Source organism: Dietzia sp. oral taxon 368 (assembly GCF_002999155.1).
Classification (GTDB): Bacteria; Actinomycetota; Actinomycetes; order Mycobacteriales; family Mycobacteriaceae; genus Dietzia; species Dietzia cinnamea.
Genome location: NZ_CP027238.1, coordinates 3,044,587 through 3,071,266 on the forward strand (window position 1 = coordinate 3,044,587; position 26,680 = coordinate 3,071,266).

Sequence of the window (26,680 nt, forward strand, 5' to 3'; positions counted from 1 at the left end):
CGATCAGTCGACCGTGAAGTCGAACCGCTCGAGCAGTGCGCGACGCTGGCGGTCACCGAGACCACGCAGACGGCGCGTCGGCGCGATCTCCAGCTCGGTCATGATCTCCTGAGCCTTGACCTTGCCCACCTTCGGCAGGGCCTCGAGCAGCGCCGAGACCTTCATCTTGCCGAGGATCTCGTCGCTCTCGGCGTCCTTGAGCACCTGCTTGAGGTCGGTGCCGCCGCGCTTCAGGCGCTCCTTGAGCTCAGCCCGGGCGCGACGGGCGGCAGCCGCCTTCTCCAGAGCAGCAGCGCGCTGCTCATCGGTCAACTGGGGAAGGGCCACAATTCCTCCGTCTCGTTCGTGTGTGTCTCATGACTCACGCGGGTGTCCACCGTAGGACACCCCCGCCTGGTGTGCGGTGACCGTCCCCGGCGCGTCCGCGGGCTGCGGAACGCCTCCGGGAGCGGGCGCTCCCTCGTGCTCACCGTACCCGGGCGGTTCCGACTTCCCCGAGGGATGTCCACTGCTTCCGGGCCTGATGACCTCAGCAACAGTACGCGGCCGAGGGACCCCGTACCAGCGCGGGGCCCCGTAGCGGTACCCCGTCTGAACTGCGCATTGGCGTGGTGAGGTTGTACAGAAGACTAGCGGCGCGCCTCGGCCACCGCGAGTCGAACCACCCGAATGCCGCCGATCCGGTTCCCGCCGGGCACACCGGTGACGTGTCCCCATGTGACGTCGGTGAACCGGAGGGGACGGCGGTGACTCAGGAGTCGTCACCGAACCTGTACTGTGCCGCCAGATCGCGCACGACGGTCCGCATCGCGTCGACGTCCGGGCCCGCCCGGAGGACGTGCCGCGAGACGTTGACCAGGGTGTGCGGCAGCGCGGGCCCGGCGATCCTCCTGACGTCCTCGAGCGTGCCGCCCTGCTCCCCCACGCCCGGCATGAGGACGGGCCCGTGCAGCGCGTCCAGCCGCGGCGGATCGGCCACCGTGGCCCCCACGACCACACCGTAGGGGCCGGGTGCCCCCGGGGTGGCCGTGCCGTTGCGGCGGCCCACCTCGTCGACCACCGCCTGCGCGACCGATCCCGCGGACCCGAGCGAGCGCTGCAACGGACCCGCTTCGGAGTTGGAGGTGCGGGCGAGGACGAACAGCCCTCGCCCGGTGTCCGAGGCCGCCTCGAACGCGGCGTCCAGTGATCCGACGCCGAGGTACGGCGAGACGGTGAGCGCATCACACGCGAGCGGAGAGGAATCGCGCAGCCACGCCCGGGCGTACCCGGCCATGGTCGAGCCGATGTCGCCGCGCTTGGCATCCGCGACGGACAGCGCGCCGGCCTCGCCGATCCGGTCGAGGACCTGCTCGAGGACGCCGATGCCGGCCGAGCCGTGTTCCTCGAAGAACGCGACCTGGGGTTTGACCGCCGGGACGAGGTCCGCGAACGCCTCGAGCGACCGGCGTGCGAACTCGGCGAGCCCGTCGGCGTCCGCCCCGAGTCCCCACGCCTCGAGCAGTGCGGGGTGTGGATCGATCCCCACGCACAGGTTGCCGCGGGCGGAGACCGCCGAGCGTAACCGCTCGCCGAAGGGGGCCCGGGGGGCGGAGACGTTCATCAGGAGGCGAACCCCGAGTGCAGGTCCTGCAGCGGGCAGACGGTGACGTCGCCGCGGCGTGTCGCCTCGATGCCGTGGACGGCGGCCGTGGCGCCCTGGACGGTCGTGACGCACGGGACGCGACGCGAGATGGCGGCGGAGCGGATCTCGTGTCCGTCCGCCCGGGTCCCGCCCGTCGAGGAGGCGATGTTGAGGATGAGATCCACCTCGTCGGCGTTGATGCGGTCGACGATCGTCCGGACCGCGTTGCCCTCGGCGTCCACGGGACCCGAGCCCGACTCGGAGAGCTTCGCCACGGTCTCGCACGCGATCCCGTACCGCCGCAGCATCAGAGCGGTCCCCTCGGTGGCCAGAACGGTGAACCCGAGCGCGGCGAGGCGCTGCGCGGGGAACACCATCGAGCGCTTGTCCCGGTTCGCGACCGAGACGAACACGGTGCCCGACGTGGGGAGCACCCCCTCGGCGGCGAGCTGCCCCTTGGCGAAGGCGACGGCGAAGTCGGGGCCGATGCCCATGACCTCGCCGGTCGACTTCATCTCCGGGCTCAGCAGGGAGTCGACGGTGTCGCCTTCCGGGGTGCGGAAGCGGTTGAACGGGAGCACCGCCTCCTTGACCGCGACCGGCGCGTCCGCGGGCAGGGAGCCACCGTCGCGGTCCGAGGGCAGGAGCCCCTCCTCTCGCAGCGCGGCGATGGACTCGCCCATCATGATCCGGGCGCAGGCCTTGGCCAGGTGGACGCCGGTCGCCTTGGAGACGAACGGCACTGTGCGGCTGGCGCGCGGGTTGGCCTCGAGGACGTAGAGGACGTCGTCCTTGATGGCGTACTGGACGTTCATCAGACCCTTGACGCCGATGCCGAAGGCGAGGGCCTCGCTCGAACGGCGGACACGGTCGATGTCGTCCTGGCCGAGGGTGATCGGCGGGAGCGCGCAGGCGGAGTCGCCGGAGTGGATGCCGGCCTCCTCGATGTGCTCCATCACGCCACCGAGGTAGACCTCGGTGCCGTCACACAGGATGTCGACGTCGATCTCGACGGCGTCGTCGAGGAAGCGGTCCACCAGGACCGGCCGGTCCGGGCTGATCTCGGTCGCCCGGTCGATGTAGGAGCGCAGGGAGGCCTCGTCGTAGACGATCTCCATGCCCCGGCCGCCCAGGACGTAGGACGGGCGCACGAGAACCGGGTAGCCGATGTCCGCGGCGATGGTCGTGGCCTCCTCCGCGTTGATCGCGGTGCCGAACGCGGGGGCGGGCAGGCCGGCGCGGACCAGCACCTCGCCGAACTCGCGGCGGTCCTCGGCCAGGTCGATGGCGGACGGGCTGGTGCCGACGATGGGCACCCCGGCCTCCTCGAGCTGGGCGGCCAGACCGAGCGGGGTCTGCCCGCCGAGCTGGACCAGGACGCCCGCGACCGTTCCCGACTCGGACTCGGCGTGGTAGACCTCCATCACGTCCTCGAACGTGAGCGGCTCGAAGTAGAGGCGGTCCGCCGTGTCGTAGTCGGTCGAGACGGTCTCCGGGTTGCAGTTGACCATGACGGTCTCGTAGCCGGCCTCGGACAGGGTCAGGGCGGCGTGCACGCACGAGTAGTCGAACTCGATGCCCTGGCCGATCCGGTTGGGACCGGAGCCCAGGATGATGACCTTCTCCCGCTCGGTCTGCGGCGTGACCTCCGACTCGGCGGCGGGGTCGAGCTCGTAGGTGGAGTAGTGGTACGGGGTCTTGGCCTCGAACTCGGCCGCGCAGGTGTCGACGGTCTTGTAGACGGGGCGCACCCCCAGGCGGTGCCGTAGGCGCTGCACGCCCTCGGCCCCGGCGAACTCGGGGCGCAGCGCCGCGATCTGGGCGTCGGACAGCCCGTTGTGCTTGGCGCGACGCAGCAGGGGCTCGTCGACGACCGGCGCGTCGATGATCTCCTGACGCAGCTCGACCAGCGCGGCGACCTCGTCGACGAACCACGGGTCGATGCCCGAGGCCTCGTGCACCTGCTCGACCGTGGCGCCCAGGCGCAGCGCGAGCTCGACGTCGTACATGCGTCCCTCGGTCGGGCGACGCAGATCGTCGAGGACCGCCGTGACGTCGGTCGAACGCCCCGGGGCGATGACCTCGTCGGGCAGGGTCCAGAAGCCGGCGGCCTTGGTCTCGAGCGAGCGCATGACCTTGCCGAGCGCCTCGCGGTAGTTGCGGCCGAGGCTCATGGCCTCGCCCACCGACTTCATCGTGGTGGTGAGGGTGTCGTCGGCACCCGGGAACTTCTCGAACGCGAAACGCGGGGCCTTGACGACGACGTAGTCGAGGGTCGGCTCGAAGCACGCCGGGGTCTCCCCCGTGATGTCGTTTGTGATCTCGTCGAGCGAGTAGCCGATCGCGAGGCGGGCCGCGATCTTGGCGATCGGGAAACCGGTGGCCTTGGAGGCCAGCGCCGACGAGCGTGACACGCGGGGGTTCATCTCGATCACGACGATGCGGCCGTCGACCGGGTTGACGGCGAACTGGATGTTGCAGCCGCCGGTGTCGACGCCGACCTCGCGGATGATGGCGATGCCGAGGTCGCGCATGTTCTGGAACTCGCGGTCGGTCAGCGTCATCGACGGCGCGACCGTCACGGAGTCGCCGGTGTGCACGCCGAGGGCGTCCACGTTCTCGATCGAGCACACGACGACGACGTTGTCCTTGTTGTCGCGCATGAGCTCGAGCTCGAACTCCTTCCACCCGAGGATGGACTCCTCGATGAGGACGTTCGCGGTGGGCGAGGCCGACAGTCCGCCACCGGCGATCCGCTCGAGGTCCTCGGTGGTGAAGGCGAGGCCGGAACCGAGGCCGCCCATGGTGAACGACGGGCGGACGACGACGGGCAGGCCGAGCTCGGCGACCGTCGCGTGGACCTCCTCCATCGTGTGGCACACGGCGCTGCGCGCGGACTCGCCGCCCACACTGGCGACGATGTCCTTGAAGGTCTGCCGGTCCTCGCCGCGGTTGATCGCGGGGATGTCGGCGCCGATGAGCTCCACACCGTGCTTGGTGAGGATCCCCTGGGCGTCGAGCTGCATGGCGGCGTTGAGCGCGGTCTGCCCGCCCAGCGTCGCGAGGACCGCGTCGACGGGATGGCCCTGCTCGGCCTCGCGGACGAAGATCTTGTCGATGTACTCGGGAGTGATCGGTTCGACGTAGGTCGCGTCGGCGAACTCGGGGTCGGTCATGATCGTGGCCGGATTGGAGTTGACCAGCGTGACGCGCAGCCCCTCCGACTTGAGCACACGGCACGCCTGGGTCCCGGAGTAGTCGAACTCACTGGCCTGGCCGATGACGATCGGGCCGGAGCCGATGACGAGGACGTGGTTGATGTCTGTGCGCCGGGGCATCAGTTCGAGCCCTTTCTGGAGTCTGCGGAGCCGGTGTCGGAGGAGGCGAGCAGGCTGACGAAGCGGTCGAACAGGTCCGCCGCGTCGCGGGGGCCCGCGGCCGCCTCGGGGTGGTACTGGACGGAGAACGCGCTGCCGTCGGTGAGGGCGACGCCCTCGACGGTGCCGTCGTTGGCGCACACGTGGGTGACCGTCGCGGTCCCCCACGGGGTCTCCCAGGTGTCGTTCTCGGGGGCGCGGAGGGCGAACCCGTGGTTCTGCGAGGTGATGGCCACGGAGCCGGTGGCCTTCTCGATCACCGGGATGTTGGTGCCGCGGTGACCGAACCGCATCTTGTACGTGTCCAGACCCAGGGCGCGCCCGAGGATCTGGTTGCCGAAGCAGATGCCGAAGAACGGGATGCCCTGGCCGAGGACCTCCTTGGTGAGGTGCACGGCGGAGTCGGCGGTCGCCGGGTCGCCGGGCCCGTTGGACAGGAAGACCCCGTCGACGTCGAGGTCGAGGACGTCCTGGAGGGTCGAGCCGGCGGGGATCACGTGGACGCGGACGCCCCGTGCCGCGAGCATCCGCGGCGTGTTGGACTTGATGCCCAGGTCGAGGGCGGCAACCGAGTACCGGGCCTCGCCCTCCGGCTCCACCACGTACGGCGCCGAGGTGGTGACCTCCTCGGACAGCGACGCGCCGGCCATGGATTCCTGGGCACGGACCGCGGCGAGCATGGTCTCGTCGTCGGAGAGATCCGCGCCGGAGAAGATGCCGGCCTTCATCGCACCTCGCTCGCGGATGTGGCGGACGACCGCGCGGGTGTCGATCCCCGCGATGCCGACGACGCCCTGGGCGACCATCTCCTCGGAGAGCGTGCGCGTGGAGCGATGGTTGGAGGCGCGGCGCGACAGGTCGCGGATGACCAGGCCCGCGACCCAGATGCGGCCGCCGCCGACCTCGCCGTCGAGCAGCGACTCGCCGTCCTCGTCGTTCCAGCCGGTGTTGCCGATCTGGGGCGCGGTGGTCACGACGATCTGTCGACAGTAGGACGGATCGGTGAGGGTCTCCTGGTACCCGGACATACCGGTGGTGAACACCGCCTCGCCGAGCGTGGTGCCGGTGGCGCCGAACGCCTGACCCCGGTGGATACGCCCGTCCTCGAGGACGAGTGCGGCGGGCTCGCCGACCCCCTGTCGCGCGGGCGTGGTGCTGTGCGATGTCACTGCTTCTCCTCGGTGGTGGAGCCGGTATCGGGGGTGGGGGCGGCGTCACCGCGCAGTGCCTCCCAGCGGGGGTAGCCGTCCTTGTCGTCGGCCCGGAAGCCCGAGTCGACGAGGGTGCGGCCGTCCGCGCCGGTGACCTGCCAACGGGCGACGAGGATGCCGCCGCCGGGCACGGTCTTGTTGGCCAGTGCCGAGGCGCGGCGCACGTCGACGAGGTCTTCGCGCGGGATCCAGAGAGTGGCGTCGGCGAGGTCGAGTCGCAGGCCGCCGGTGTGGGCGGTGAGGGTGCCGGCCGAGCGGTGACCGAGCGGCGGGCGGGCGATCCTGGCCTGCCAGTCGCCCGCGATGGTGCTTCCGATGTACACGCCGGACAGCGGACCCAGCACGACCTCGCCCGGGTCGGCGGGCGGTGCCGGCAGGTCGTCGAACAGACCCGCCTGGGATCGGCTCCGGTTCCGCCAGCCGAGCGTCATCAGACCGATCAGGACGAGCAGCACGGCGATGACGAAGATGACGGTCCAGAAGTCCTGGGTCATGCGAGTACCTCTCCGTCGCGGGTGGTCAGACGGCCCCGGTACACGGTGCCGACGACCCTCGCCGCGAACGTCATTCCCTCGTAGGGGGTGTTGGCGGACAGACTTGCGAGCTCCTCGCCGACGACGGTCCACGGGGAGTCGGGGTCGACGACGGCGAGGTTGGCCGGCTCCCCCACCGCGATCGGCCGCCCCTGGTCCGACAGACCGGCGATCTCGGCGGGCCGGGTGCTCATGACGCGGGCGAGGTCCCGCCAGGTCATGTCCCCGGTCTCGACGAGCAGCGCGGCGACGATGGGCAGGGCCGTCTCGAGGCCGAGCATGCCGGGACGGGCGGCGGCGAACTCGCAGCACTTCTCCTGGGCCGCGTGCGGGGCGTGGTCGGTGGCGACGCAGTCGATCACCCCGGAGACCAGGGCCTCGCGCAATGCCGCCGCGTCGTGCGCCTCGCGCAGCGGCGGGTTGACGCGGTACACGCCGTCGTACGACTCGAGTCGCGAGTCGTCCAGCAGCAGGTGGTGCGGGGTGACCTCGGCGGTGATCGAGATGCCCTGCGCCTTGGCCCACCGCAGCAGCTCGACGGTGCCGGTCGTGGAGGCGTGACAGATGTGGACGCGGGCACCGGCGTCGCGGGCGAGGATCGCGTCGCGGGCGACGATCGACTCCTCGGCCGAGCGCGGCCAGCCGGTGAGCCCGAGGCGTGCCGCGGTGGGCCCCTCGTGTGCCACCGCTCCGCGGGTCAGCCGCGGCTCCTCGGCGTGTTGCGCGATGAGCACACCGAGACCGGCCGAGTACTCGAGGGCGCGGCGCATCACCAGCGGGTCGTACACGCACATGCCGTCGTCGGAGAAAACCCGTACGCGGGCCTCCCCCGAGGCCATCTGCCCCATCTCCGTGAGCTGCTCGCCGGCGAGCCCGACTGTGACGGCGCCGACGGGGTGGACGTCGCACAGACCGACCTCGCGGCCGATCCTGAAGACCGAGTCGGTGACGGTCTGGTTGTCCTGCGGGGGCTGGGTGTTGGCCATCGCGAACACGGCGGTGTAACCGCCGCGGGCGGCGGCGGCCGACCCGGTCGCGATGGTCTCGGTGTCCTCGCGGCCGGGCTCGCGCAGATGGGTGTGCAGATCGACGAACCCGGGCAGCAGGACCGCACCGTCGAAGTCGAGGACCTCGACGCCCTCGTCACCGTCGGCGGTGCCGGCCCCGGCATGGGCGCCGGCGTCGTCACCGATCGCCGCGATCCGGCCGTCCCGGACGAGGACGTCCACGGGGTCGCCCTCTCCGTAGGGGCGTACCCGACGTAGCAGCAGGGTAGGCGCAGGGTGGGCGCTCACTCGGGGTTTCCTTCCGTTCCGACCAGGGCGTGCAGCAGAACCGACATGCGGACGTGCACCCCGTTGGTGACCTGCTGGAGGATCGCGGACGACGGCGCGTCCGCGGTGTCGAAGCCGATCTCCATGCCGCGGACCATCGGACCCGGGTGCAGCACCACGACGTCCTCCCCGAGCCGGGCGGCGCGGGCGGGTCCGAGTCCGTAGCGCACCGCGTACTCGCGGGCGGACGGGAAGAATCCGCCGTTCATTCGCTCGGCCTGGACGCGCAGCATCATGACGGCGTCCGCGCCGTCCAGTTCGGCGTCGAGATCGGTGGAGGCGCGGACGGGCCAGGAGTCCACACCCACCGGCAACAGCGTGGGCGGGGCGACGAGGACGACCTCCGCGCCCAGCGTCGACAGCAGCAGGGCGTTGGACCGGGCGACCCGCGAGTGCAGGATGTCGCCGACGATCACCACGCGGCGTCCCTCGACGCCCCCCAGCCGCTCGCGCAGGGTCATGGCGTCGAGCAGCGCCTGGGTGGGGTGCTCGTGCATGCCGTCACCGGCGTTGATGACCGACGGGCCCGCCCCTCCGGGGGCGACCCAGCCGGCGATCTGCTGCGCCGCACCCGAGGCGGGGTGGCGGACGATGAGGGCGTCGGCACCGATGGCGGTGAGGGTCAACGCGGTGTCGCGGAGCGACTCGCCCTTCTGTACGGAGGACGCGCTCGCCGAGACGTTGATGACGTCGGCGCTCATCCACTTGCCGGCGGTCTCGAAGGACACGCGGGTCCGGGTGGAGTTCTCGTAGAACACCGTCAGCACCGTCTTGCCACGTAGTGTCGGCAATTTGCGGACCTCGCGGCCGAGGAGGGCCTCCTTCAGGCGCGCCGCCTCGTCGAGGATCGACAGCGCCGCGGCCCGGTCGAGGTCGGCCGCCGAGAGCAGGTGCTTCATCGCGTCCTCTCCGGGTCGGGTCGCCGCAGGAACACGGCGTCGGTGCCGTCGATCTCGGTGAGCCGCACCGACACGCCCTCGTCCCGGGAGGTCGGGACGTTCTTGCCCACATAGTCGGCACGGATGGGCAGCTCGCGGTGACCGCGGTCGACGAGGACCGCCAGCTGTACGCGGGCGGGACGACCGAGATCACGGAGCGCGTCGAACGCGGCCCGGATGGTGCGGCCCGAGAACAGCACGTCGTCGACGAGGATGACCGTGGCCCCGTCGATCCCCTGCGCCGGGACCCTCGTGGGCCCCAGGGGCCGGTGCGGACCGCCCGCGAGATCGTCACGGTAGAGCGTGACGTCGAGTGACCCGGCGTGGACCTCGGCCCCGCTGAACTCGCGGATCCGCTCGGCGAGGCGGGCGGCCAGCGGCACGCCACGGGTCGGGATGCCGAGCAGCACCACGGGGCCCGAGCCGGGCGCGTCCGCAGCGGTGCGTTCGATGATCTGATGTGCCAGGCGGGACACCGTCCTGGCGACGTCGTCGGACGTGAAGAGTGACACCGAGTTCGTCTCCGAACCGTCAGCGCTCACCGATCACCACCTCCTTGTCCGCCTCGCTGGACGGCTCGTTAAAGGGATAGCTTTCGGACCTGAACTCTATCAGCCGGCCGCGCCCGTCCCCGGATCGTCGGACGTGGTCTGCGACACGTCGGGACCGCCGGTGTCGTCCGGGCCCTCCAGGCTCGACACGGCGCGCTCGGCGGCCCGGATGTGCTGGGCCAGCCCTGCCACCCGGTCGAGGACCGCGTTGACGTACGGCACCGACTTCTCCGCGGACAGGTCCGACACCAACAGGACCGCCTGGTCGATCACCACCGCCGCGTCCACCTCGTCGGAGCCGAAGAGCAGTTCCCACGCGGCCGCACGGAGCACCGCGCGGTCGACGGCGGGCAGCCGCTCGAGCGTCCACTCCCGCAGGTGCTCGGAGATGGTCGAGTCCAGCCGGTCGAGCCGCTCGGCGACGCCGGTGACGATCTCCATGGTGTACGGCGCGACGTCGTGGAACTCCTGGGACTCCTCCCCCATCCGGCGTCGCTCCTCGGCGAGCTGCACCACGTCGGCGTCCCGCAGTTCGGCCTCGAAGAGCAGGGAGACGGCACGCCTGCGGGCCCGGTACCGAGCTCCTCGGCGCCGGTGGTCGACCTCGTCCGCCATGATCAGTCGTTCACCCGGCTGAGGTAGTGGCCGTCACGGGTGTCGATGCGCAGCTTGTCGCCGGTGTTGATGAACAGCGGGACCTGCACCTCGGCGCCGGTCTCGAGGGTGGCGGGCTTGGTGCCGCCGGTGGAGCGGTCACCCTGGAGGCCGGGATCGGTGTGCTGCACGATCAGGTCCACGGCGACCGGCATCTCGGCGAACAGCGGGACGCCCTCGTTGAACGAGACCTGGACGGTGGTGTTCTCGAGCAGGAAGCGCGCGCCGTCGCCCATGACGGCCGGGCTGACGTTGATCTGCTCGTAGTCCTGCTCGTCCATGAGGACGTAGTCCTCACCGTCGCGGTACAGGAACGTCATGTCGCGGCGGTCGACCGTCGCGATCTCGACCTTGACGCCGGCGCTGAACGTCTTGTCGACGTTCTTCCCGGTGACGACGTTCTTCAGCTTCGTCCGCACGAACGCCGGGCCCTTACCGGGCTTGACGTGCTGGAATTCGACGATCTGCCACAGTTGCCCCTCCTCTTTGAGGACGAGGCCGTTCTTGAAGTCGGCGGTGGACGCCATAGTCGGTACTCCTTCGGGAAAGTCGTCGGGCGGGACGCCGGTGGGGGCGCCTCGCACGTGGTCGTGGGCAGACCACTCGGGGCGTGCTGGTGGTCAGAGCGCCCTGAGAGCCTTCGACGTGGTGGTCAGGGACCTCCCGCCACCTCCGGTGACGGCCACGGTGTCCTCGATCCGGATCCCGCCGAGACCCGCGAGGTAGATCCCCGGCTCGATGGTGATCACATCGCCGTCGGACAGTGTACTCGTGGACCTCGTCGACACCGCGGGCGCTTCGTGCACGTCCAAGCCCACCCCGTGGCCCAGCGAGTGGCCGAAGTGGTCGCCGAAACCGGCGTCGTCGATGATGCCCCGGCTCACCGCGTCGAGGTCAGCGCATCCCATCCCCTCGCGCACCGCCTCCACGCCGGCCAGCTGCGCACGCAGGACGACGTCGTAGGCGTCCAGCAGCCGATCCGGGGCGGTGCCCAGCGCGACCGTGCGGGTGCAGTCCGACGCGTAACCGGAGACGGTGGCGCCGAAGTCGACCACCACGAGGTCGCCGTCGGCGAGCACCCGGTCGCCCGGCACGTGGTGCGGGTGCGCTCCGTTGGGGCCGGAGGCGACGATCGTCTCGAACGCCACTCCGTCCGATCCCGCCCGCCGCATCGCGTGTTCGAGGTCGGCCGCGACCTCCCGCTCGGTGCGGCCCACGGCGATGGCACCGGCGTTCAGCAGGTCTGTCCACGCCTCGTCGACCACGCCGCAGGCGCGCTCGATGAGCGCCAGCTCCTCGGGGTCCTTGGCGCGGCGCACCTGCTCCACGAGGCCGCTGGTCTCGACGATGCGGGCGGCCGCTCCCCCGGTGTCCGCGAGCGCGCGGCGGAGGGCGGACGCCGCGGACAGCGTCATGTGGTCGGCCTCCACGGCGAGCGGGGCGTCCGCGGGGCCGCGGCGGCGCCCGAGCACGCCGGAGACGTACTCCCGCGAGATCACGTGCCCCACGTCCGGGGCCTGCTCGACCACCTGGAGTTCGTACCGCGAATCCGTGCAGAGCACCGCCTCGCCGTCGTCGTCCACCAACGCGACACCACCGGACCCGCGGAACCCGGTCAGGTAGGCGATGTTGCGCGGATCGGTGACCAACAGGCCCTGCGCGCCGACGTCCGCGAGGGCGACGGCCAGGGCCTTCCGGCGGCGGGCGAGTCGCTCGATCACAGGAGGATCCCCCCACCGCTGGGGGCACGGCCCTCGGAGATGGTGGCGTAGGCGGCCGTCATCAGCGACGGGTCCGGGGCCTCCATCCGGGAGGGGCGCGCGAGCCCGTCCAGCACCACCAGCCGCAGGAAGCCGGAGTGGTTCTTCTTGTCCCCGGCCATGAGCTCGAGCAGGCGCGGGAACGCGTCCGGGTCGTACCCGGTCGGCAGGCCGAGCGAGGCCAGGACCGAGGCATGGCGATCGGCCGTCGCGTCGTCGAGGCGACCGGCGAGCCTCGCGAGCTCCGCGACGAAGCACATGCCCACGCTGATCGCGGCGCCGTGACGCCAGCGGTACTGCTCGCGACGCTCGACCGCGTGGCCGAGGGTGTGCCCGTAGTTGAGGATCTCCCTCAGGCCCGACTCCTTGAGGTCCTGCCCCACGACGTCGGCCTTGACTTGCACGCTGCGGCGGATCAGCTCGACGATCGTGTCCCCGGACGGGTCCAGCGCCGCCTGCGGGTCGGCCTCGATGAGGTCGAGGATCACGGGGTCGGCGATGAAGCCGCACTTGACCACCTCGGCCATGCCCGAGACCAACTCGTTGCGGGGAACGGACTCCAGGGTGGCCGTGTCGACGAACACCGCCGCCGGCTCGTGGAAGCTGCCCACGAGGTTCTTGCCCGCGTCCGTGTTGATGCCGGTCTTGCCGCCGACGGCCGCGTCGACCATCGCCAGCAGCGTCGTGGGGATGTGCACCACCCGCACGCCCCGCATCCACGTGGCGGCGACGAAGCCGGCCAGGTCGGTGGCGGCCCCGCCGCCCAGGCTGACGATCGTGTCCTTGCGGTTGAGCCCGATCTGCCCGAGGACGTCCCAGCAGAACCCGGCCACGGCGAGATCCTTCCCGGCCTCGGCGTCGGGGATCTCGATGCGGTGGGCGTCCACCCCCGCCTCGGCGAGCTTCTCGCGCAACGTCTCGGCCGTCTGCGCCAACGGCGGCTGGTAGAAGATCGCGACGGTCCGCGAGGACGAGCACGCCTCGAGGATCTCCGGCAGCAGCCCGCGGCCGATCACCACGGGATACGGGTCCGCGGCACGCACCTCCACGACGACGGGGTCGCTGGTGTTCGGATCCTGGTTCATCTGTCGCTCCCGCTCATCGATCGTCTCCGCACGCGTGTGCACGTCCTCACCATCATCTCGTCCGGCCGCCGGCGCCCCGCGGATGCGGGTCGCCGGAGTCGAGCCTGTCGACGATGTCCGACACCACCTTGCCCGAACTGCGCCGCTCGGTGCTCACGGTCGTCCAGGCAACCTCCCGGTACAGGGGTGCCCGCTCGGTGAGCAGTGCCTGGTACCGCGCGGTGACGTCACCGCCGGACAGCAGTGGGCGACCCGGCCCCTGGGAACGGCGCACGCCCTCGGCGACCCCGATCGTGAGGTGGACGACCCGGTGCCCGCGCAGCCGCTCCCGCGTCACCGGGGACAGCACCGCGCCACCACCGAGGGAGAGCACCCCGTCGAAGGAGGTGAGAGCCTCGCCGATGATCCGCTCCTCGATCTCGCGGAAGGCGGGCTCACCGTCGGAGGCGAAGATCTCGGGGATACTCCGGCCCTCGGCCTCCTCGATCAGGTGATCGGCGTCCAGGAACGGCAGCTCGAGACGTCGGGCGAGTTTGCGGCCGATGGTGGTCTTCCCGGCGCCGGGCGGGCCCACGAGCACCGCGACCGGACGTGCCGGGCCGCTCATACCTCGTCCGTCGCCCAGTCCAGACGCTCGGCGACCGCGTCGAGGTACCCCTCGGCGTTGCGGCGGGTCTCCGCCAGCGAGTCGCCACCGAACTTCTGCAATACCGCCCGGGCCAGCACGAGCGCGACCATCGACTCCGCGACGACGCCCGCCGCGGGGACGGCGCACACGTCCGAGCGCTGATGGATCGCCGTGGCCGCCGACCCGTCCTCCATGTCGACCGTCGCGAGGGCGCGCGGAACGGTCGAGATGGGCTTCATCGCCGCCCGCACCCGCAGGGGCTGGCCGTTGGTCATACCGCCCTCGAGTCCGCCCGCGCGGTTACTGCGCCGCTCGACGCCGTCCTCACCGCGGACCATCTCGTCGTGGGCGACGCTGCCGCGCCGACGGGCCGTCTCGAACCCGTCACCGACCTCGACGCCCTTGATGGCCTGGATCCCCATGAGGGCGCCGGCGAGCTGCGCGTCGAGACGCTCCTCGCCCGACACGTGCGACCCGAGTCCGATCGGGAGCCCGTGGACGACGACCTCGACCACGCCCCCGAGGGTGTCACCGGCCTTCTTGGCGGCCTCGATCTCGGCGATCATCGAGTCCGCGGCGGCGGCGTCGAACGCGCGCACCGGGCTGGCGTCGATCGCCTCGAGATCGGCGAACGTCGGCTCGGGGCCCACGTAGGGCTCCGAGGCGCCGATGGAGATGACGTGGGACAGCACCTCCACGCCGAGGACGTCGCGGAGTACACCGCGGGCGACCGTCCCCGCTGCGACGCGGGCGGCGGTCTCACGCGCGCTGGCCCGCTCGAGGACCATCCGGGCGTCGTCGAAGTCGTACTTGAGCATCCCGGAGAAGTCCGCGTGACCGGGCCGCGGGCGGGTCAGGCGGGCGGCGCGGGCCTTGTCGTCGATCTCCTCGGGGTCCACGGGGTCCGCCGACATGATCTGTTCCCACTTGGGCCACTCGGTGTTCCCGACCTCGATCGCCACCGGCGATCCCATGGTCCGGCCGTGCCGGACGCCGCCCAGCACGCGCACGGCGTCGGCCTCGAACTTCATGCGCGCACCGCGGCCGTAGCCGAGGCGGCGGCGGGCGAGTTGCGCGGCGATCTGCTCGCTCGTCACCTCGACGCCCGCGATGACGCCCTCGACGATCGTCACGAGGGCCTGGCCATGCGATTCTCCGGCAGTGGTCCACTTCAGCACGTCGCCGATCATCCCACGACCGGGTGGGCGGGGGCACATCAGGCCCGTCGAGGCGCCGCGTCGACCAGCGCCGCGTCGACCAGCGCCGCGTCGACCAGCGCCGCGTCGACCAGCGCCGGGCGCCCCTCGCCGCGCGCGCCGGCGCTACCGCCCGAGGGCCCGCGCGAGCGCCGCGGCCATCTCGGCCCGCGGCGCGGGCCTGCCCGTGAACAACTCGACCTGACCGAAGGCCTGGTTGAGCAGCATGACGTCGCCGCCCACCACCGGTACGCCCGCGGCGGAGGCGGCCGCCCCGGCCACGGTCGGCCAGGGGTCGTAGAGCACGTCGAAGAGCCGGCGGGCGCGGGACACGAGAGCGGTGAGTTCTCGAATCCCGGGCTCGGGGACGGTGTTGACCAGCACGTCCGCGGCCTCGATCTCGCCGGGCAGGGACGCGTCGGTCAGCAGCACCGTGCTGATGTCCAGTCCGAGGGCGCGTCCGCATTTTGCGGCCGGGCCGGCGTTGTCGCGGCGGGAGGCCAGGACGACCCGGGTCGCGCCGGCCGCGGCCAGGCCCGCCAGGACGGGCCGGGCGGTGCCGCCCACGCCGAGGACGACCGCCGTCGGCGCGGCGGGCAGGTCGCCGAACTCGGCCAGGGCCCCGGTGACCCCGTCGACGTCCGTGCAGTCGGCGTACCAGCCGCCGCTGCGCCGCACGAGGGTGTTAGCGCTGCCGACGATGCGCGCGCGGTCGCTGACCTCGCTGGCGTGCGCGAGGGCGGCGAACTTCCCGGGCATCGTGACCGAGTATCCGATCCGGTGGGCCGGCGAGGAGTCGACCAGGGACGGCAGGCGGTCGGCGTCGCAGTCGATGCGCTCGTAGGTCCAGTCGACGAGTCCGAGCGCGCGGTAGGCGGCGCCGTGCAGGACCGGGGAGAGAGAGTGGTCCACCGGGTGCCCGAGCACGGCCGCCGACCGCGGCCCGGCGACGGGCGACGAGGGATCAGCGTCCACTTGCCAGAACCCCGTTGGCGATCGCCTCGCTCTGATTGCGCTCGTGCTCCGGGTATTCGTCGGCGAAGCGGGTGGTCCCCTGCATGTCCACCGTGACGAAGTACTTCCACTGCCCGTCGGCCGGGTTCTCCATGGCGCGCAGTGCCTCGAGTCCGGGTGAGCCGATGGGCCCGTAGGGGAGGCCATCCATGGCGTAGGTGTTCCACGGGGTGCGCGCGGCGCGGTCGGCGTCGGTGGTGGCGATCTCCTGGTCCGGCAGGGCGTAGTTCACGGTGGAGTCGAACTGCAGCTGCATGGGCTCGGCCAGTCGGTTGAGGATGACGCGGGCGACCTTGTCGAAGTCCTGGGGCAGTCCCTCCTTCTCCACGAGCGAGGCGGCGGTGACCACCTGGTACGGGGTCAGGCCGATCCGCTGGGCCGCCGGGACCAGGCCGGTCTCGTCATAGGCGGACGTGGAGGACTCGATGAGGTGTTGCAGGATGTCGACGGGCTCGGAGCGGGGGTCGATTGTGTGGACACCCGGCCTGATGAGGCCCTCGAGCCGGCGCACTGGGTCCGGGGCGGATCGCACCTCGTTGAGGGCCCAGTCGGGGACGCCGAGCCGGGCGGGGTCGGCCTGGGCGGCGGCGTCGACGATCTCCTGGGACTGTCGGCACGCCGGGGGCTGGTCCGGGGAGTCGAGGTCGCGCAGGCAGGTGGCGTCGGCGATCAGGGTGAAGATCCCCTTTTCGGTGCCGCCGCCCACGACGACCGTGTCCAGGAGGCGGCCGCCGGGCTTGACGTCGACCATCCCGACCCGGTTCTGCGGATCCGACAGCGCGTCGACGGCGGCGTCCGCGCTCATCTCCTGCCGTACCTGGTAGTACCCGGGTTGGATGCCCTCGACGGGTGTGCCGGCCGCGGCGCCGGTGAAGGCCCGAGTGCTGGCGACCGTACCGATCTCGTAGAGGCGGTCCCCCACGACGCCCAGGGTATCGCCGGGCTCGACGTGCAGCAGAGCGTTGCCGCTTCCCGGGCCCTCGAAGTCGGGAGCGGCGGCGACCTCGGTGTTGAGATTCCGGTAGACCATGGCGCCGAACGCGACGACGACCCCGATCACGGCCGCCAGGAGGAGGAACCTGGTGGTGCCGCTCGTGCGTGGGCGTCCTCGTGCCGCAGACATGGTGCTCCTCGGTCAGAGTTGAAGGGGAGCTGCCCGGCGGACAGCATCGTGCTCGGCGGCGAGTTTATCCATCTCCGCCGGTCGGCGCGTCGTTCATCGGCGGGCGTGCCGCGAGTCGAGCCAGGCCTGCAACAGGACGACGGCGGCGGCCTGGTCGATCACGTCCCGCTGCCGTCGGGTGTTGCGCCCGGCCCCGTGGAGGGCAGCGCCGGCGGTGACGGTGGTCAGTCTCTCGTCGACGAGGTCCACGGGCAGTTCGGGGGCCTCGGTGGTCAGCGCCTCGGCGAACGAGCGGGCCATGGCGGTGGAGGCGGTCTCGCGCCCCTTGAGTGAGGTGGGCAGGCCCACGACCACCCCGACGGCGTCGTACTCGGAGACGAGACCGCGCAAACGCCGGAGCTCGGCGGCCCACCCGGGGTCGCCGTCGACCACGCGGATGGTCTCGACCGGGGTGGCCAGGATCCCGTCGGGGTCGCAGGAGGCCACGCCGATGCGGGCGGTGCCCACGTCCAGGCCGAGCCGGCGCCCGCGGGTCCAGGCCGCGCCGGTGGCCGCGGGCGCGCCGGGGTCGGTCATCCCGCGTCCCGGACGGCGTCGCGCAGGGCGGAGACCGCGGCGTCGATGCCGCCGGGCTCGGTGCCCGCGCCCTGTGCCATGTCCGCCTTGCCGCCGCCGCGGGCGCCGAGCGCCGGGGAGATCGCCTTGACGAGGTCGCCGGCCCGGAGGCCGCGCTCCTGGGCGGCCGGGGTGACGGCGATGACGAACGGCACCTTGTCCTGGCTGGGTGCGGTGAGGAGGACGACGCCCGCGTCGGAGCCGAGGCGGCCCTTGAGGTCGGACGCGAGGGTGCGCAGGTCGCCGGCGGCACCGCCGGGGGCGCTGTGGGCGAGGAACCGGACACCGTCGAGGTCCTCGGCCGAGGCGAGCAGGTCGCCGGCCTGGGAGGCCAGCTGGGCCGCGCGCAGCGACTCGAGGGCCTTCTCGGTCTCGCGCAGCTTGGCGGTCAGCGCGGCGATGCGGTCGGGCAGCTCGTCGGCAGGCGCCTTGAGCGAGGTCGCGAGGCCGGACACGAGGGCGCGCTCGCGGGCCTGGTGGCGGTAGGCGTCCATGCCGACGTAGGCCTCGACACGCCGGATGCCGGACCCGACGGACGCCTCGCCGAGCAGGCTGACGGGACCGATCTGTGCGGAGCTGCTGACGTGGGTGCCGCCGCACAGTTCCATGGAGAACGGGCCGCCGATCTCCACCACCCGGACCGTGGACCCGTAGTTCTCGCCGAACAGGGCCATGGCGCCCATGCGCTTGGCCTCGTCGAGGGTGGTCTCGATGGTGTTGACGCCGTAGTCGGCGTCGACGGCGGAGTTGGTGACCTCCTCGATCTGGGCGAGGACGTCGGCGGGGATCGAGCCGGACCAGTTGAAGTCGAACCGCATGTAGCCGGGCTTGTTGAGGGAACCGGCCTGGACGGCCTCGGGCCCGAGGATCTGGCGCAGCGCCGCGTGGACGAGGTGGGTGGCCGAGTGGCCCTGGGTGGCGCCCTTGCGCCACTCGGGGTCGACGGCGGCGGTGACGAGCTGCCCGGCCTCGGCCTCGCCCCCGGTGAGGACGCCCTTGTGGATCCAGAGCTTCTTGCCGATCTTCTGCACGTCGTCGACGCGCATCTGGAAGCCGGCGGTGGAGATCATGCCGCGGTCGCCCAGCTGGCCGCCGGACTCGGCGTAGAACGGGGTGCGGTCGAGCACGAACTCCACCTCGTCGCCCTCGCGGGCCACCGCGACGGCCCGGCCGCCGGAGACGATGCCCAGCAGGCGCGACTCGTCGGTGAGGTCGGTGAAGCCGGTGAAGACGGTCTCGCCGGCGTCGAGGAAGTCGCGGTAGACGGACAGGTCGGCGTGGGCGTGCTTCTTGGCCTGCGAGTCGGCCTTGGCGCGGGCGCGCTGCTCGGACATGAGCGAGCGGAAGCCCTCCTCGTCGACCTGCAGCCCGGCCTCGGAGGCCATCTCGAGGGTGAGATCGATCGGGAACCCGTGGGTGTCGTGGAGGGCGAACGCCTGCTGGCCGGAGAGCACCGCGGCGCCGGACCGGCGGGCGGACTCGGCGGCGCGCTCGAAGAGCTGCGTGCCGGACTCGAGGGTCTTGAGGAAGGCGGCCTCCTCGGCCACGGCGATCCGCTCGATGCGCTCGTAGCCGGCGACGGTCTCGGGGAACGAGGGACCGATCGCGTCCCGGACGGTGGCCATGAACTCGGCCATGGTCTCCCCCGACGCGCCCAGGAGGCGCACGGAGCGGACGATGCGCCGCAGGAGGCGACGGAGGATGTAACCGCGGCCCTCGTTGCCGGGGGTCACGCCGTCGGAGATGAGCATGTAGGCGGTGCGGGCGTGGTCGGCGATCACCCGGAACCGCACGTCCGAGGCACTGTCGACGCCGTACTTCGCGCCGGACAGGCGCTCGGCGGTGTCGATGACCGGGCGCAGCAGGTCGGTCTCGTAGACGTTCTCGACGCCCTGGAGGAGGAAGGCGACGCGCTCGACGCCCATGCCGGTGTCGATGTTCTGCTTGGGCAGCGGGCCGAGGATCTCGAAGGCGTCCTTGCCGGAGCCCTCGCCGCGCTCGTTCTGCATGAACACGAGGTTCCAGATCTCGATGTAGCGGTCCTCGTCGGCCTCCGGCCCGCCGTCGACGCCGTAGGCCGGTCCGCGGTCGTAGAAGATCTCCGAGCACGGCCCGCACGGCCCCGGTACGCCCATGGACCAGTAGTTGTCGGCCATGCCACGCCGCTGGATGCGCTCTTCGGGCACGCCGATCACGTCGCGCCAGATGCCGTACGCCTCGTCGTCGTCGAGGTAGACGGTCACCCACAGCAGGGCGGGGTCGATCCCGAAACCGCCGTCGTCGAGTGAGGAGGTCAGTAGCGACCACGCGTGGCGGATCGCCCCCTCCTTGAAGTAGTCGCCGAAGGAGAAGTTGCCGGCCATCTGGAAGAAGGTGTTGTGGCGGGTGGTGATGCCCACCTCCTCGATGTCGAGGGTGCGCACGCACTTCTGGATGGAGGTCGCCGTGGCGTACGGCGGGGTTTCCTGGCCGAGGAAGTAGGGCTTGAACGGGACCATGCCGGCGTTGACGAACAGCAGGTTGGGATCGTCCAGCACCAGTGACGCACTGGGGACCTCGGTGTGCCCGGCGCGGACGAAGTGGTCGAGGAAGCGGCGCCGGATCTCATGGGTCTGCACAGGGGGCCTCACTGGTCGTCTACGGGTGGTCTCGGGCGAGAATCAAGACTACCGCCGCGCGGGTCGGCGCCAGGGAACGAGGTGGGGCGGGCCGGGATGCGCTGCGGACGGGGTGAGGGGCCGCCGGGCTGGGGACGTGGTCCCGACGACGACGACGAGGGGCCGCCACCCGGAAGGGACGCGGGCGCCCGCTCCACCGGTCCGGCGGAGGGGCGCCCGGGCTGGCCGTGTGCGGCGAGAGGGTCGGTCAGCGCGGCATCGGGGGCAGGATGATGCCGAAGTTGGCGGCGGTGATGAAGGCCTCCTGCGGCAGCAGGCCGAGGCTGTGCGCCCCGGTGCCCCAGACGCCGACCGAGGTGGCGACGCCGACGAGCGTCGAGAAGATGCTGGCGAGACCGGTGAACATGAGAACCTCCGAATGCTGATGTGGACACAACATCCTGCCTGCTCAGGCAGGAAATATGACCTTCACACAGTTCTCAGGATGTGGCCAGGCTTTGCCGCGGGGGTCCCCTGGAGCCCGTCCCGGCGTGGCCCCCGGGCGCGCCTCAGTCCCGGATGATCCGGCGGAGTTTGTCGACCCGGGCGGACAGCTCGCGCTCGTGGCCGTGCGGCCCGGGCTCGTAGTAGTCCCGCCCCACCAGCTCGTCGGGTGGGTACTGCTGCGCCACGACTCCCGGCGCCGCGTTGTGCGGGTACCGGTAGCCCACCCCGTTGCCGAGCCCCTTGGCCCCGGCGTAGTGGCCGTCCCGCAGGTGCTTGGGCACCTCGCCGACGCCACCGGCGCGGACGTCGGACATGGCGGCGTCGATGGCCGCGATCACCGCCTTGGACTTGGGCGCGGTCGCGAGGTGGATGGTGGCCTGGGCCAGCGCGAGCCGGCACTCCGGCATGCCGACCTTCTGGACGATCTCCGCCGCCGCGCTCGCGGACAGCAGCGCGGTCGGGTCGGCCATGCCGATGTCCTCACTCGCGTGCACCATGAGCCGCCGGGCGATGAACCGGGGGTCCTCCCCCGCGACCAGCATGCGTGCCAGGTAGTGCAGCGCTGCGTCCACGTCGGACCCGCGGATGGACTTGATGAACGCGCTCGTGACGTCGTAGTGCTGGTCGCCGTCACGGTCGTAGCGCACGGGGGCCGCGTCCAGGCTGAGCTCGACGATCTCCGGCGTCACCACGCCGTCCTCCGCGGCCCCGGCCGCGGCCTCCAGGATCGTCAGGCTGCGCCGCGCGTCCCCTCCCGAGAGCCGGACGATGTCCTCCGCCGCCGCGTCGGTGAGCTCGACCCGCCCCGCCAGCCCCCGTTCGTCGGAGACCGCGCGCCGCAGCACGGCGGCCACCCCGGCGTCGTCCAGGCCCTGCAGTTCGGCGATGAGCGACCGGCTCAGCAGCGGCGCGATGACCGAGAAGTGCGGGTTCTCCGTGGTCGCGGCCACCAGCAGGACGATGCCGTTCTCCACCGCCGCCAGCAGGGCGTCCTGCTGGCTCTTGGAGAACCGGTGCACCTCGTCGATGAACAGGACCGTGCGTTGACCGTGGACCTGCCGGGTGCGGGCGTCGTCGATCACCGCGCGGACGTCCTTGACCCCGGCGCTGAGCGCCGACAGGGCGACGAAATGCCGCCCCGACGTGCTGGCCACCAGATTGGCGAGCGTCGTCTTCCCGGTCCCCGGAGGGCCGTAGAGGATCACCGACGAGCCCCCGCGCCCCTCCACCAGCCGCCGCAGCGGCGAATTAGGGCGCAGCAGGTGCTCCTGGCCGATCACCTCGTCCAGCGTCCGCGGCCGCATCCGGACCGCCAACGGGGCGCCCGGGTCCACGGACGCCGACGCCGGAGGAACGGGCCCGGCGTCGCCCGCGTCCCCGGCGGCGAACAGCCCAGCGTCTTCGGTCACGCCCCCAGGCTACCGGCGGGCCCCGACAGCGAACCCCGGGTGAACATCCGGCGACGGATCCGCGGAAGTGACCGCGGCCTTCGTCGTCGTCGGGTTGTCTGGAACTCAGGTCTGCCACCTCCCCGGCGGGGGCACGCCGCCGCCACCCGGGCCACTACCTCAGGCCGCCACCCCACGACACCACCCCACGACACCACCCCGTGCCACGACCCCCGGAGGTCCCACCCGATGTGCCGCGACGACCACCCCACCCACGGACCCACCCTCACCCGTCGTGAGGCGCTCGCCGGCGCCGGCATGGTCGCCGCAGCGGGCGCCGTCGGGGTGACCCTGCTCGCTGAACCCGCCCCCGTGTGGGCGAACCCGGTACGGCCGGTCGCCGACGACCTCGACGTCTACGTGATCGTCACCGACGGCATGCGACCGGACGAACTGAACGCCGCGCAGGCGCCGACACTGCACCGCTGGGCAGCCGAGGGCACGCGGTTCACCGATGCGTCGTCGATCATGATCGCCGAGACCCTGCCCAACCACGCCGCGATGGTCACCGGCGTCCTCCCCCACCGCAACGGGGTGCCCGCCAACGCCATCTGGGACCACGCGATCGGGGACGAGCGGACCCTCGACCGGCCCGACGACCTGCGGGCCGCCACGGTCCTGGACCGCATTCGGACCGAGGCCGGCCTCACCACCGCGAGCGTGCTGAGCAAGGACTACCTCCACGGCCTGTTCGGCGGCCGAGCCAGCGTGCAGTGGGCGCCGTTCCCGCTCGTGCCGATCACCGACCACTCGCTCGACTGGTTCACCGTCGAGGCCCTCAAGCGGACCATCACCGACCACGCCCCGAGGATGACGTTCGTCAACCTCGGGGACATGGACCGCTTCGGCCACATGGACCTGTCGGGGACCTCGCTCCGACTAGCCCGCAACCAGGCGGTGTTCAACTCGGACCACAAGCTCTGGGACCTCGAGCAGTTCCTCCGCGCCACCGGGCGCTGGGAACGTTCCGTGCTCATCGTCCTGGCCGACCACGGGATGGACTGGTCGGAGCCCCTGCGCCTCATCAGCGCGGCCGGGGCGATCGACGCCGACCCGGCGCTGCGGGGCCGGTTCGGGATCGCCCAGAACGGGGGGGCCGACACGTTCGCCTACCTCGGCCCCGCCGGTGAACGCGACGCGGCACTGGCGCGCCTGCGGGAGGTGGTCGGCGCGCTCCCCGGCGTCAACCGCCTCTACGACCCGGCCGAGCTCGACCTCGGCGAGCGCGGCGGCGACCTCGTGGCCACGTGTCACCCGGGATGGCGGTTCTCCGACCCCACCCCGTTCTCCAACCCGATCCCGGGGAACCACGGGCACGAGGTCACGCTCGGCATCCCGTTCTTCATCGGCGGTGGGCACCGGATCGTCCGCCGCGGGCAGGTCGTCGACCGGCCTGTCCGGACCCTCGACGTGGCCCCGACGGTGTCCCGGCTGTTCGGGCTCGGCCACTCCGGGATGGACGGGCGGCCCGCGCTCGAGGCGTTCCACCTCTGAGACCCCGATATGACGGAAATCCGCTACTCCCCCGTCACATTCGCTACCGTTTTCCGTTCTTTTCCGGGTAGCGAATCGCGCAGGAGAGTAGCGGATTCGGGGGCGGGGCAGGGCGGGGTGGGGCCGACTACTCGGCTGCGGCCCCGGACGGGGCGGCCTGGCCGCGCTGCACCGGCTTGGCGTCGATGCCGGACTCCTTGCGCTGCTGCGCCGTGATCGGCGCCGGCGCATCGGTCAGCGGGTCGACGCCGCCGCCGGACTTGGGGAACGCGATGACGTCGCGGATCGACTCGGTCCCGGCCAGCAGGGCGCAGATGCGATCCCAGCCGAACGCGATGCCGCCGTGCGGCGGGGCGCCGTAGGAGAAGGCGTCGAGCAGGAAGCCGAACTTCTCCTGCGCCTCGTCGGCCGAGATGCCCATGACGCCGAACACCCGCTCCTGGACGTCCTTGCGGTGGATACGGATCGAGCCGCCGCCGATCTCGTTGCCGTTGCACACGATGTCGTACGCGTAGGCGAGCGCCGAGCCCGGATCGGTGTCGAACGTGTCCAGGTGCTCGGGCTTGGGCGAGGTGAACGCATGGTGCACCGCGGTCCAGGCACCCGACCCCACGGCCACGTCACCGGCGGCCGTGGCGTCGTCGGCCGGCTCGAACATCGGGGCGTCGACGACCCAGGTGAACGCCCACTTGGTGGGGTCGATGAGGCCGAGCTTGGCGGCGATCTCACCGCGGGCCGCGCCGAGCAGGGCCCGCGTGGACTTCACCGCGCCGGCGCCGAAGAAGATGCAGTCGCCCGGCTCCGCGCCGACGTGGGCGGCGATGCCCGCCCGCTCGGAGTCCGACAGGTTCTTGGCGACCGGGCCGCCGAGCTCGCCGTCGGAACCGACGAGGATGTACGCGAGTCCCTTGGCGCCGCGCTGCTTGGCCCACTCCTGCCAGGCGTCGAGCTGACGACGCGGCTGTGACGCCCCGCCCTTCATGACGACCGCGCCGACGTACGGCGCCTTGAACACCCGGAACGGGGTGTCGGCGAAGAACTCCGTGCATTCGACGAGCTCGATGTCGAACCGCAGGTCCGGCTTGTCGGAGCCGAACCGGCGCATCGCCTCCTCGTACGTCATCCGCGGGATCGGCGTGGTGATCTCGTAACCGGCGGTGGCCCACACCTCGGTGAGGATCTCCTCCGCCACGCCGATCACGTCGTTCTGATCGACGAAGCTCATCTCCAGGTCGAGCTGCGTGAACTCCGGCTGCCGGTCGGCGCGGAAGTCCTCGTCGCGGTAGCAGCGGGCCAGCTGGTAGTACTTCTCCATCCCGGCCACCATGAGCAACTGCTTGAACAACTGCGGCGACTGCGGGAGGGCGTAGAACGTACCCGGCTGCAGGCGGGCCGGCACGAGGAAGTCGCGCGCACCCTCCGGGGTCGAGCGGGTGAGGGTGGGGGTCTCGATCTCCACGAAGTCGTGACGGGCCAGGACTCCGCGGGCCGCGGCGTTGACCTTCGACCGCAGCCGCAGCGCCGCGCCCGGACCCTCGCGGCGCAGGTCGAGGTACCGGTGACGCAGACGTGCCTCCTCCCCCACCTCGTCGTCGAGCTGGAACGGCAGCGCCGCCGCCTCACCCAGGACCTCGAACGACGTGACGTCGATCTCGATCTCGCCCGAGGCGAGGTTAGGGTTCTCCGATCCCTCCGGACGACGGTCGACGACGCCGGTGACCGCCACGCAGTACTCGTTGCGCAGGCGGTGGGCGCGCTCGGCCACGTCCTCGGAACGGAAGACCACCTGGCACACGCCCGAGGCGTCGCGCAGATCGACGAAGATGACACCGCCGTGATCCCGGCGGCGTGCCACCCAGCCGGCCAGGGTGACGGTGTCACCGGCGTCGGCGGCTCGGAGCTGGCCGGCGGAATGGGTGCGCAGCACTGCGGTGGTCCTCTCGTCGGGGAAAGTGTGGTGTGATCGCCTGAGCGTGAGCACCGACGGGACGACCCCACGGCCCGCCACGGGCTCGGACGGGGAACAGTCTACGTCCACGACAGACCGGGCGACGCACCACCCGGAAGGCGGAGATCATGACGTTTCGGCAAGGCGGAAGGCTCGACACCAGCGGAGTCTCCGGCGGAGGCAGGGGAGGTCGCCGGGGGATCGCGGTCGGCGGAGGGGTCGGCGGCCTCGCCGTCGTCCTCATCGCCCTGTTTCTCGGTGTCGACCCGGGCCAGCTCGGCCTGGACACCGGTCCCACCGGCGCGCAGGAACAGGGTTCCGACTCCGCGCAGCAGTTCCAGGCCCACATCGACCAGTGCGACCTGCAACAGGCCAACTCCGACACGATCTGCCGCATCGTCGCCACCACCGAGAGCCTCGAGGACGTCTGGACAATCCAGCTGCCGGATCAGGTGGGGATGAGCTGGGTCCAGCCCCGGACCACCGTCTTCAGCGGCGCCGTCGACACCGGCTGTGGTGCCGCCTCCTCCGACATCGGCCCCTTCTACTGCCCCGCCGGGCAGACCGTCTACATCGACCCCTCGTTCTTCGACAGCGTCCTCGTGGGGCAGCTCGGCGGACCGCCCTCCGGCGCGGCGCAGATGTACGTCGTCGCGCACGAGTTCGGCCACCACCTGCAGACCATGCTCGGCGACATCCGACGCTCGCAGCAGGACCCGCAGGGCCCGTCCTCCGGAGCGGTCCGCGTCGAGCTCCAGGCCGACTGCTACGCGGGGCTCTGGGCCCACTACGCGACCTCCACACCGGCGCCCGACGGCGGCCCGCCGCTACTGGAGAGCCTGACCCCGCAGGACGTGGATGCGATCGTCCGGACCGCGGAGGCCATCGGCGACGACCACATCCAGCGCACCGGAGGCGGGCGCGTCGACCCCCGCTCGTGGACCCACGGCTCGTCCGAGATGCGCAGGCAGTGGTTCCTCACCGGCTACCAGCAGGGCTCCGTGCAGGCCTGCGACACCTTCCGCGCGCAGCTCTGACGCGCG

23 protein-coding genes are annotated in these 26,680 nt (G+C 71.7%); 2 read left to right on the forward strand and 21 right to left on the reverse strand.

Features of this window, described 5'->3' with window-relative positions; all coding sequences use genetic code 11:
- Window positions 1-3 precede the first annotated feature (3 nt).
- The 20 genes from mihF to C3V38_RS14295 form a co-directional block, all read right to left on the reverse strand.
- Entirely contained in the window at window positions 4-327 is a 324-nt protein-coding gene (gene mihF / locus C3V38_RS14205) for an integration host factor, actinobacterial type (RefSeq protein ID WP_007631925.1), read from the reverse strand.
- A gap of 424 nt (window positions 328-751) precedes the next feature.
- On the reverse strand, window positions 752-1,603 hold the full coding sequence (gene pyrF / locus C3V38_RS14210; RefSeq protein WP_106386091.1) for an orotidine-5'-phosphate decarboxylase: 852 nt from the start codon (window positions 1,601-1,603) through the stop codon (window positions 752-754).
- On the reverse strand, window positions 1,603-4,962 hold the full coding sequence (gene carB / locus C3V38_RS14215) for a carbamoyl-phosphate synthase large subunit (protein ID WP_106386092.1): 3,360 nt from the start codon (window positions 4,960-4,962) through the stop codon (window positions 1,603-1,605). The genes pyrF and carB overlap by 1 nt, the downstream gene beginning before the upstream one ends.
- Window positions 4,962-6,170: a glutamine-hydrolyzing carbamoyl-phosphate synthase small subunit gene (gene carA, locus C3V38_RS14220; protein ID WP_106386093.1), complete on the reverse strand. Its 1,209-nt coding sequence runs from the start codon at window positions 6,168-6,170 to the stop codon at window positions 4,962-4,964. Before carA ends, carB begins: the two co-directional genes overlap by 1 nt.
- Window positions 6,167-6,706 carry a hypothetical protein gene (locus C3V38_RS14225; RefSeq protein ID WP_106386094.1) on the reverse strand — a complete coding sequence of 180 codons (540 nt, stop codon included), beginning with the start codon at window positions 6,704-6,706 and terminating at the stop codon, window positions 6,167-6,169. The genes carA and C3V38_RS14225 overlap by 4 nt, the downstream gene beginning before the upstream one ends.
- On the reverse strand, window positions 6,703-8,040 hold the full coding sequence (locus tag C3V38_RS14230) for a dihydroorotase (RefSeq protein WP_106386095.1): 1,338 nt from the start codon (window positions 8,038-8,040) through the stop codon (window positions 6,703-6,705). The genes C3V38_RS14225 and C3V38_RS14230 overlap by 4 nt, the downstream gene beginning before the upstream one ends.
- Entirely contained in the window at window positions 8,037-8,978 is a 942-nt protein-coding gene (locus C3V38_RS14235) for an aspartate carbamoyltransferase catalytic subunit (RefSeq protein WP_106386096.1), read from the reverse strand. The genes C3V38_RS14230 and C3V38_RS14235 overlap by 4 nt, the downstream gene beginning before the upstream one ends.
- A complete protein-coding gene (gene pyrR / locus C3V38_RS14240; protein ID WP_106386097.1) occupies window positions 8,975-9,559 on the reverse strand; it encodes a bifunctional pyr operon transcriptional regulator/uracil phosphoribosyltransferase PyrR in 585 nt (194 codons plus the stop codon). Before pyrR ends, C3V38_RS14235 begins: the two co-directional genes overlap by 4 nt.
- Before the next feature lie 69 nt (window positions 9,560-9,628).
- Window positions 9,629-10,183, reverse strand: coding sequence for a transcription antitermination factor NusB (nusB, locus tag C3V38_RS14245; RefSeq protein ID WP_061914767.1), 555 nt, complete (start codon window positions 10,181-10,183; stop codon window positions 9,629-9,631).
- Window positions 10,184-10,185: 2 nt separating this feature from the next.
- Complete coding sequence (efp, locus tag C3V38_RS14250; protein ID WP_007631945.1) at window positions 10,186-10,749, reverse strand: elongation factor P; 564 nt, start codon at window positions 10,747-10,749, stop codon at window positions 10,186-10,188.
- A gap of 93 nt (window positions 10,750-10,842) precedes the next feature.
- Window positions 10,843-11,943 (reverse strand): Xaa-Pro peptidase family protein, encoded by a 1,101-nt coding sequence (locus C3V38_RS14255; RefSeq protein ID WP_106386098.1) that lies wholly within the window; start codon window positions 11,941-11,943, stop codon window positions 10,843-10,845.
- Complete coding sequence (gene aroB / locus C3V38_RS14260) at window positions 11,940-13,067, reverse strand: 3-dehydroquinate synthase (RefSeq protein ID WP_106386510.1); 1,128 nt, start codon at window positions 13,065-13,067, stop codon at window positions 11,940-11,942. Before aroB ends, C3V38_RS14255 begins: the two co-directional genes overlap by 4 nt.
- Window positions 13,068-13,119: 52 nt before the next feature.
- Window positions 13,120-13,674, reverse strand: coding sequence for a shikimate kinase (locus C3V38_RS14265; RefSeq protein WP_007631952.1), 555 nt, complete (start codon window positions 13,672-13,674; stop codon window positions 13,120-13,122).
- Window positions 13,671-14,885, reverse strand: a complete 1,215-nt coding sequence (aroC, locus tag C3V38_RS14270) for a chorismate synthase (protein WP_106386099.1) — start codon at window positions 14,883-14,885, stop codon at window positions 13,671-13,673. Before aroC ends, C3V38_RS14265 begins: the two co-directional genes overlap by 4 nt.
- Before the next feature lie 132 nt (window positions 14,886-15,017).
- Window positions 15,018-15,866, reverse strand: a complete 849-nt coding sequence (locus tag C3V38_RS14275) for a shikimate dehydrogenase (protein WP_106386100.1) — start codon at window positions 15,864-15,866, stop codon at window positions 15,018-15,020.
- A complete protein-coding gene (mltG, locus tag C3V38_RS14280) occupies window positions 15,856-17,028 on the reverse strand; it encodes an endolytic transglycosylase MltG (RefSeq protein ID WP_106386101.1) in 1,173 nt (390 codons plus the stop codon). The genes C3V38_RS14275 and mltG overlap by 11 nt, the downstream gene beginning before the upstream one ends.
- A 93-nt stretch (window positions 17,029-17,121) precedes the next feature.
- Window positions 17,122-17,604: a Holliday junction resolvase RuvX gene (gene ruvX, locus C3V38_RS14285; RefSeq protein WP_106386102.1), complete on the reverse strand. Its 483-nt coding sequence runs from the start codon at window positions 17,602-17,604 to the stop codon at window positions 17,122-17,124.
- Window positions 17,601-20,261: an alanine--tRNA ligase gene (gene alaS, locus C3V38_RS14290; protein WP_106386103.1), complete on the reverse strand. Its 2,661-nt coding sequence runs from the start codon at window positions 20,259-20,261 to the stop codon at window positions 17,601-17,603. Before alaS ends, ruvX begins: the two co-directional genes overlap by 4 nt.
- 247 nt (window positions 20,262-20,508) lie before the next feature.
- Window positions 20,509-20,667, reverse strand: a complete 159-nt coding sequence (locus C3V38_RS17650; RefSeq protein ID WP_007626311.1) for a hypothetical protein — start codon at window positions 20,665-20,667, stop codon at window positions 20,509-20,511.
- A 142-nt stretch (window positions 20,668-20,809) separates the two neighbouring features.
- Complete coding sequence (locus C3V38_RS14295; protein WP_371412124.1) at window positions 20,810-22,156, reverse strand: replication-associated recombination protein A; 1,347 nt, start codon at window positions 22,154-22,156, stop codon at window positions 20,810-20,812.
- A 228-nt stretch (window positions 22,157-22,384) separates the two neighbouring features.
- Here C3V38_RS14295 and C3V38_RS14300 point away from each other — a divergent pair, with 228 nt between their 5' ends.
- Window positions 22,385-23,689, forward strand: a complete 1,305-nt coding sequence (locus C3V38_RS14300) for an alkaline phosphatase family protein (RefSeq protein WP_061228673.1) — start codon at window positions 22,385-22,387, stop codon at window positions 23,687-23,689.
- Between the two features lie 127 nt (window positions 23,690-23,816).
- Here C3V38_RS14300 and aspS read toward each other — a convergent pair whose 3' ends face one another.
- Entirely contained in the window at window positions 23,817-25,616 is a 1,800-nt protein-coding gene (gene aspS / locus C3V38_RS14305) for an aspartate--tRNA ligase (protein WP_106386104.1), read from the reverse strand.
- A 149-nt stretch (window positions 25,617-25,765) separates the two neighbouring features.
- On the opposite strand from aspS, the gene C3V38_RS14310 reads away from it, so the two are divergent.
- Window positions 25,766-26,674, forward strand: a complete 909-nt coding sequence (locus C3V38_RS14310; protein ID WP_106386105.1) for a neutral zinc metallopeptidase — start codon at window positions 25,766-25,768, stop codon at window positions 26,672-26,674.
- The last annotated feature ends 6 nt before the right edge of the window (window positions 26,675-26,680 follow it).

Bases quoted from the DNA above. Each gene is read 5' to 3' on its own strand.
- C3V38_RS14265 (WP_007631952.1), bottom strand. From the start codon at position 13,674: ATGAGCGGCCCGGCACGTCCGGTCGCGGTGCTCGTGGGCCCGCCCGGC.
- aroC (WP_106386099.1), bottom strand. From the start codon at position 14,885: ATGATCGGCGACGTGCTGAAGTGGACCACTGCCGGAGAATCGCATGGC.
- aroB (WP_106386510.1), bottom strand. From the start codon at position 13,067: ATGAACCAGGATCCGAACACCAGCGACCCCGTCGTCGTGGAGGTGCGT.
- ruvX (WP_106386102.1), bottom strand. From the start codon at position 17,604: ATGACCGACCCCGGCGCGCCCGCGGCCACCGGCGCGGCCTGGACCCGC.
- C3V38_RS14300 (WP_061228673.1), top strand. From the start codon at position 22,385: ATGTGCCGCGACGACCACCCCACCCACGGACCCACCCTCACCCGTCGT.
- efp (WP_007631945.1), bottom strand. From the start codon at position 10,749: ATGGCGTCCACCGCCGACTTCAAGAACGGCCTCGTCCTCAAAGAGGAG.
- C3V38_RS14310 (WP_106386105.1), top strand. From the start codon at position 25,766: ATGACGTTTCGGCAAGGCGGAAGGCTCGACACCAGCGGAGTCTCCGGC.
- carB (WP_106386092.1), bottom strand. From the start codon at position 4,962: ATGCCCCGGCGCACAGACATCAACCACGTCCTCGTCATCGGCTCCGGC.
- C3V38_RS14235 (WP_106386096.1), bottom strand. From the start codon at position 8,978: ATGAAGCACCTGCTCTCGGCGGCCGACCTCGACCGGGCCGCGGCGCTG.
- C3V38_RS17650 (WP_007626311.1), bottom strand. From the start codon at position 20,667: ATGTTCACCGGTCTCGCCAGCATCTTCTCGACGCTCGTCGGCGTCGCC.
- C3V38_RS14225 (WP_106386094.1), bottom strand. From the start codon at position 6,706: ATGACCCAGGACTTCTGGACCGTCATCTTCGTCATCGCCGTGCTGCTC.
- pyrF (WP_106386091.1), bottom strand. From the start codon at position 1,603: ATGAACGTCTCCGCCCCCCGGGCCCCCTTCGGCGAGCGGTTACGCTCG.
- mltG (WP_106386101.1), bottom strand. From the start codon at position 17,028: ATGTCTGCGGCACGAGGACGCCCACGCACGAGCGGCACCACCAGGTTC.
- nusB (WP_061914767.1), bottom strand. From the start codon at position 10,183: ATGGCGGACGAGGTCGACCACCGGCGCCGAGGAGCTCGGTACCGGGCC.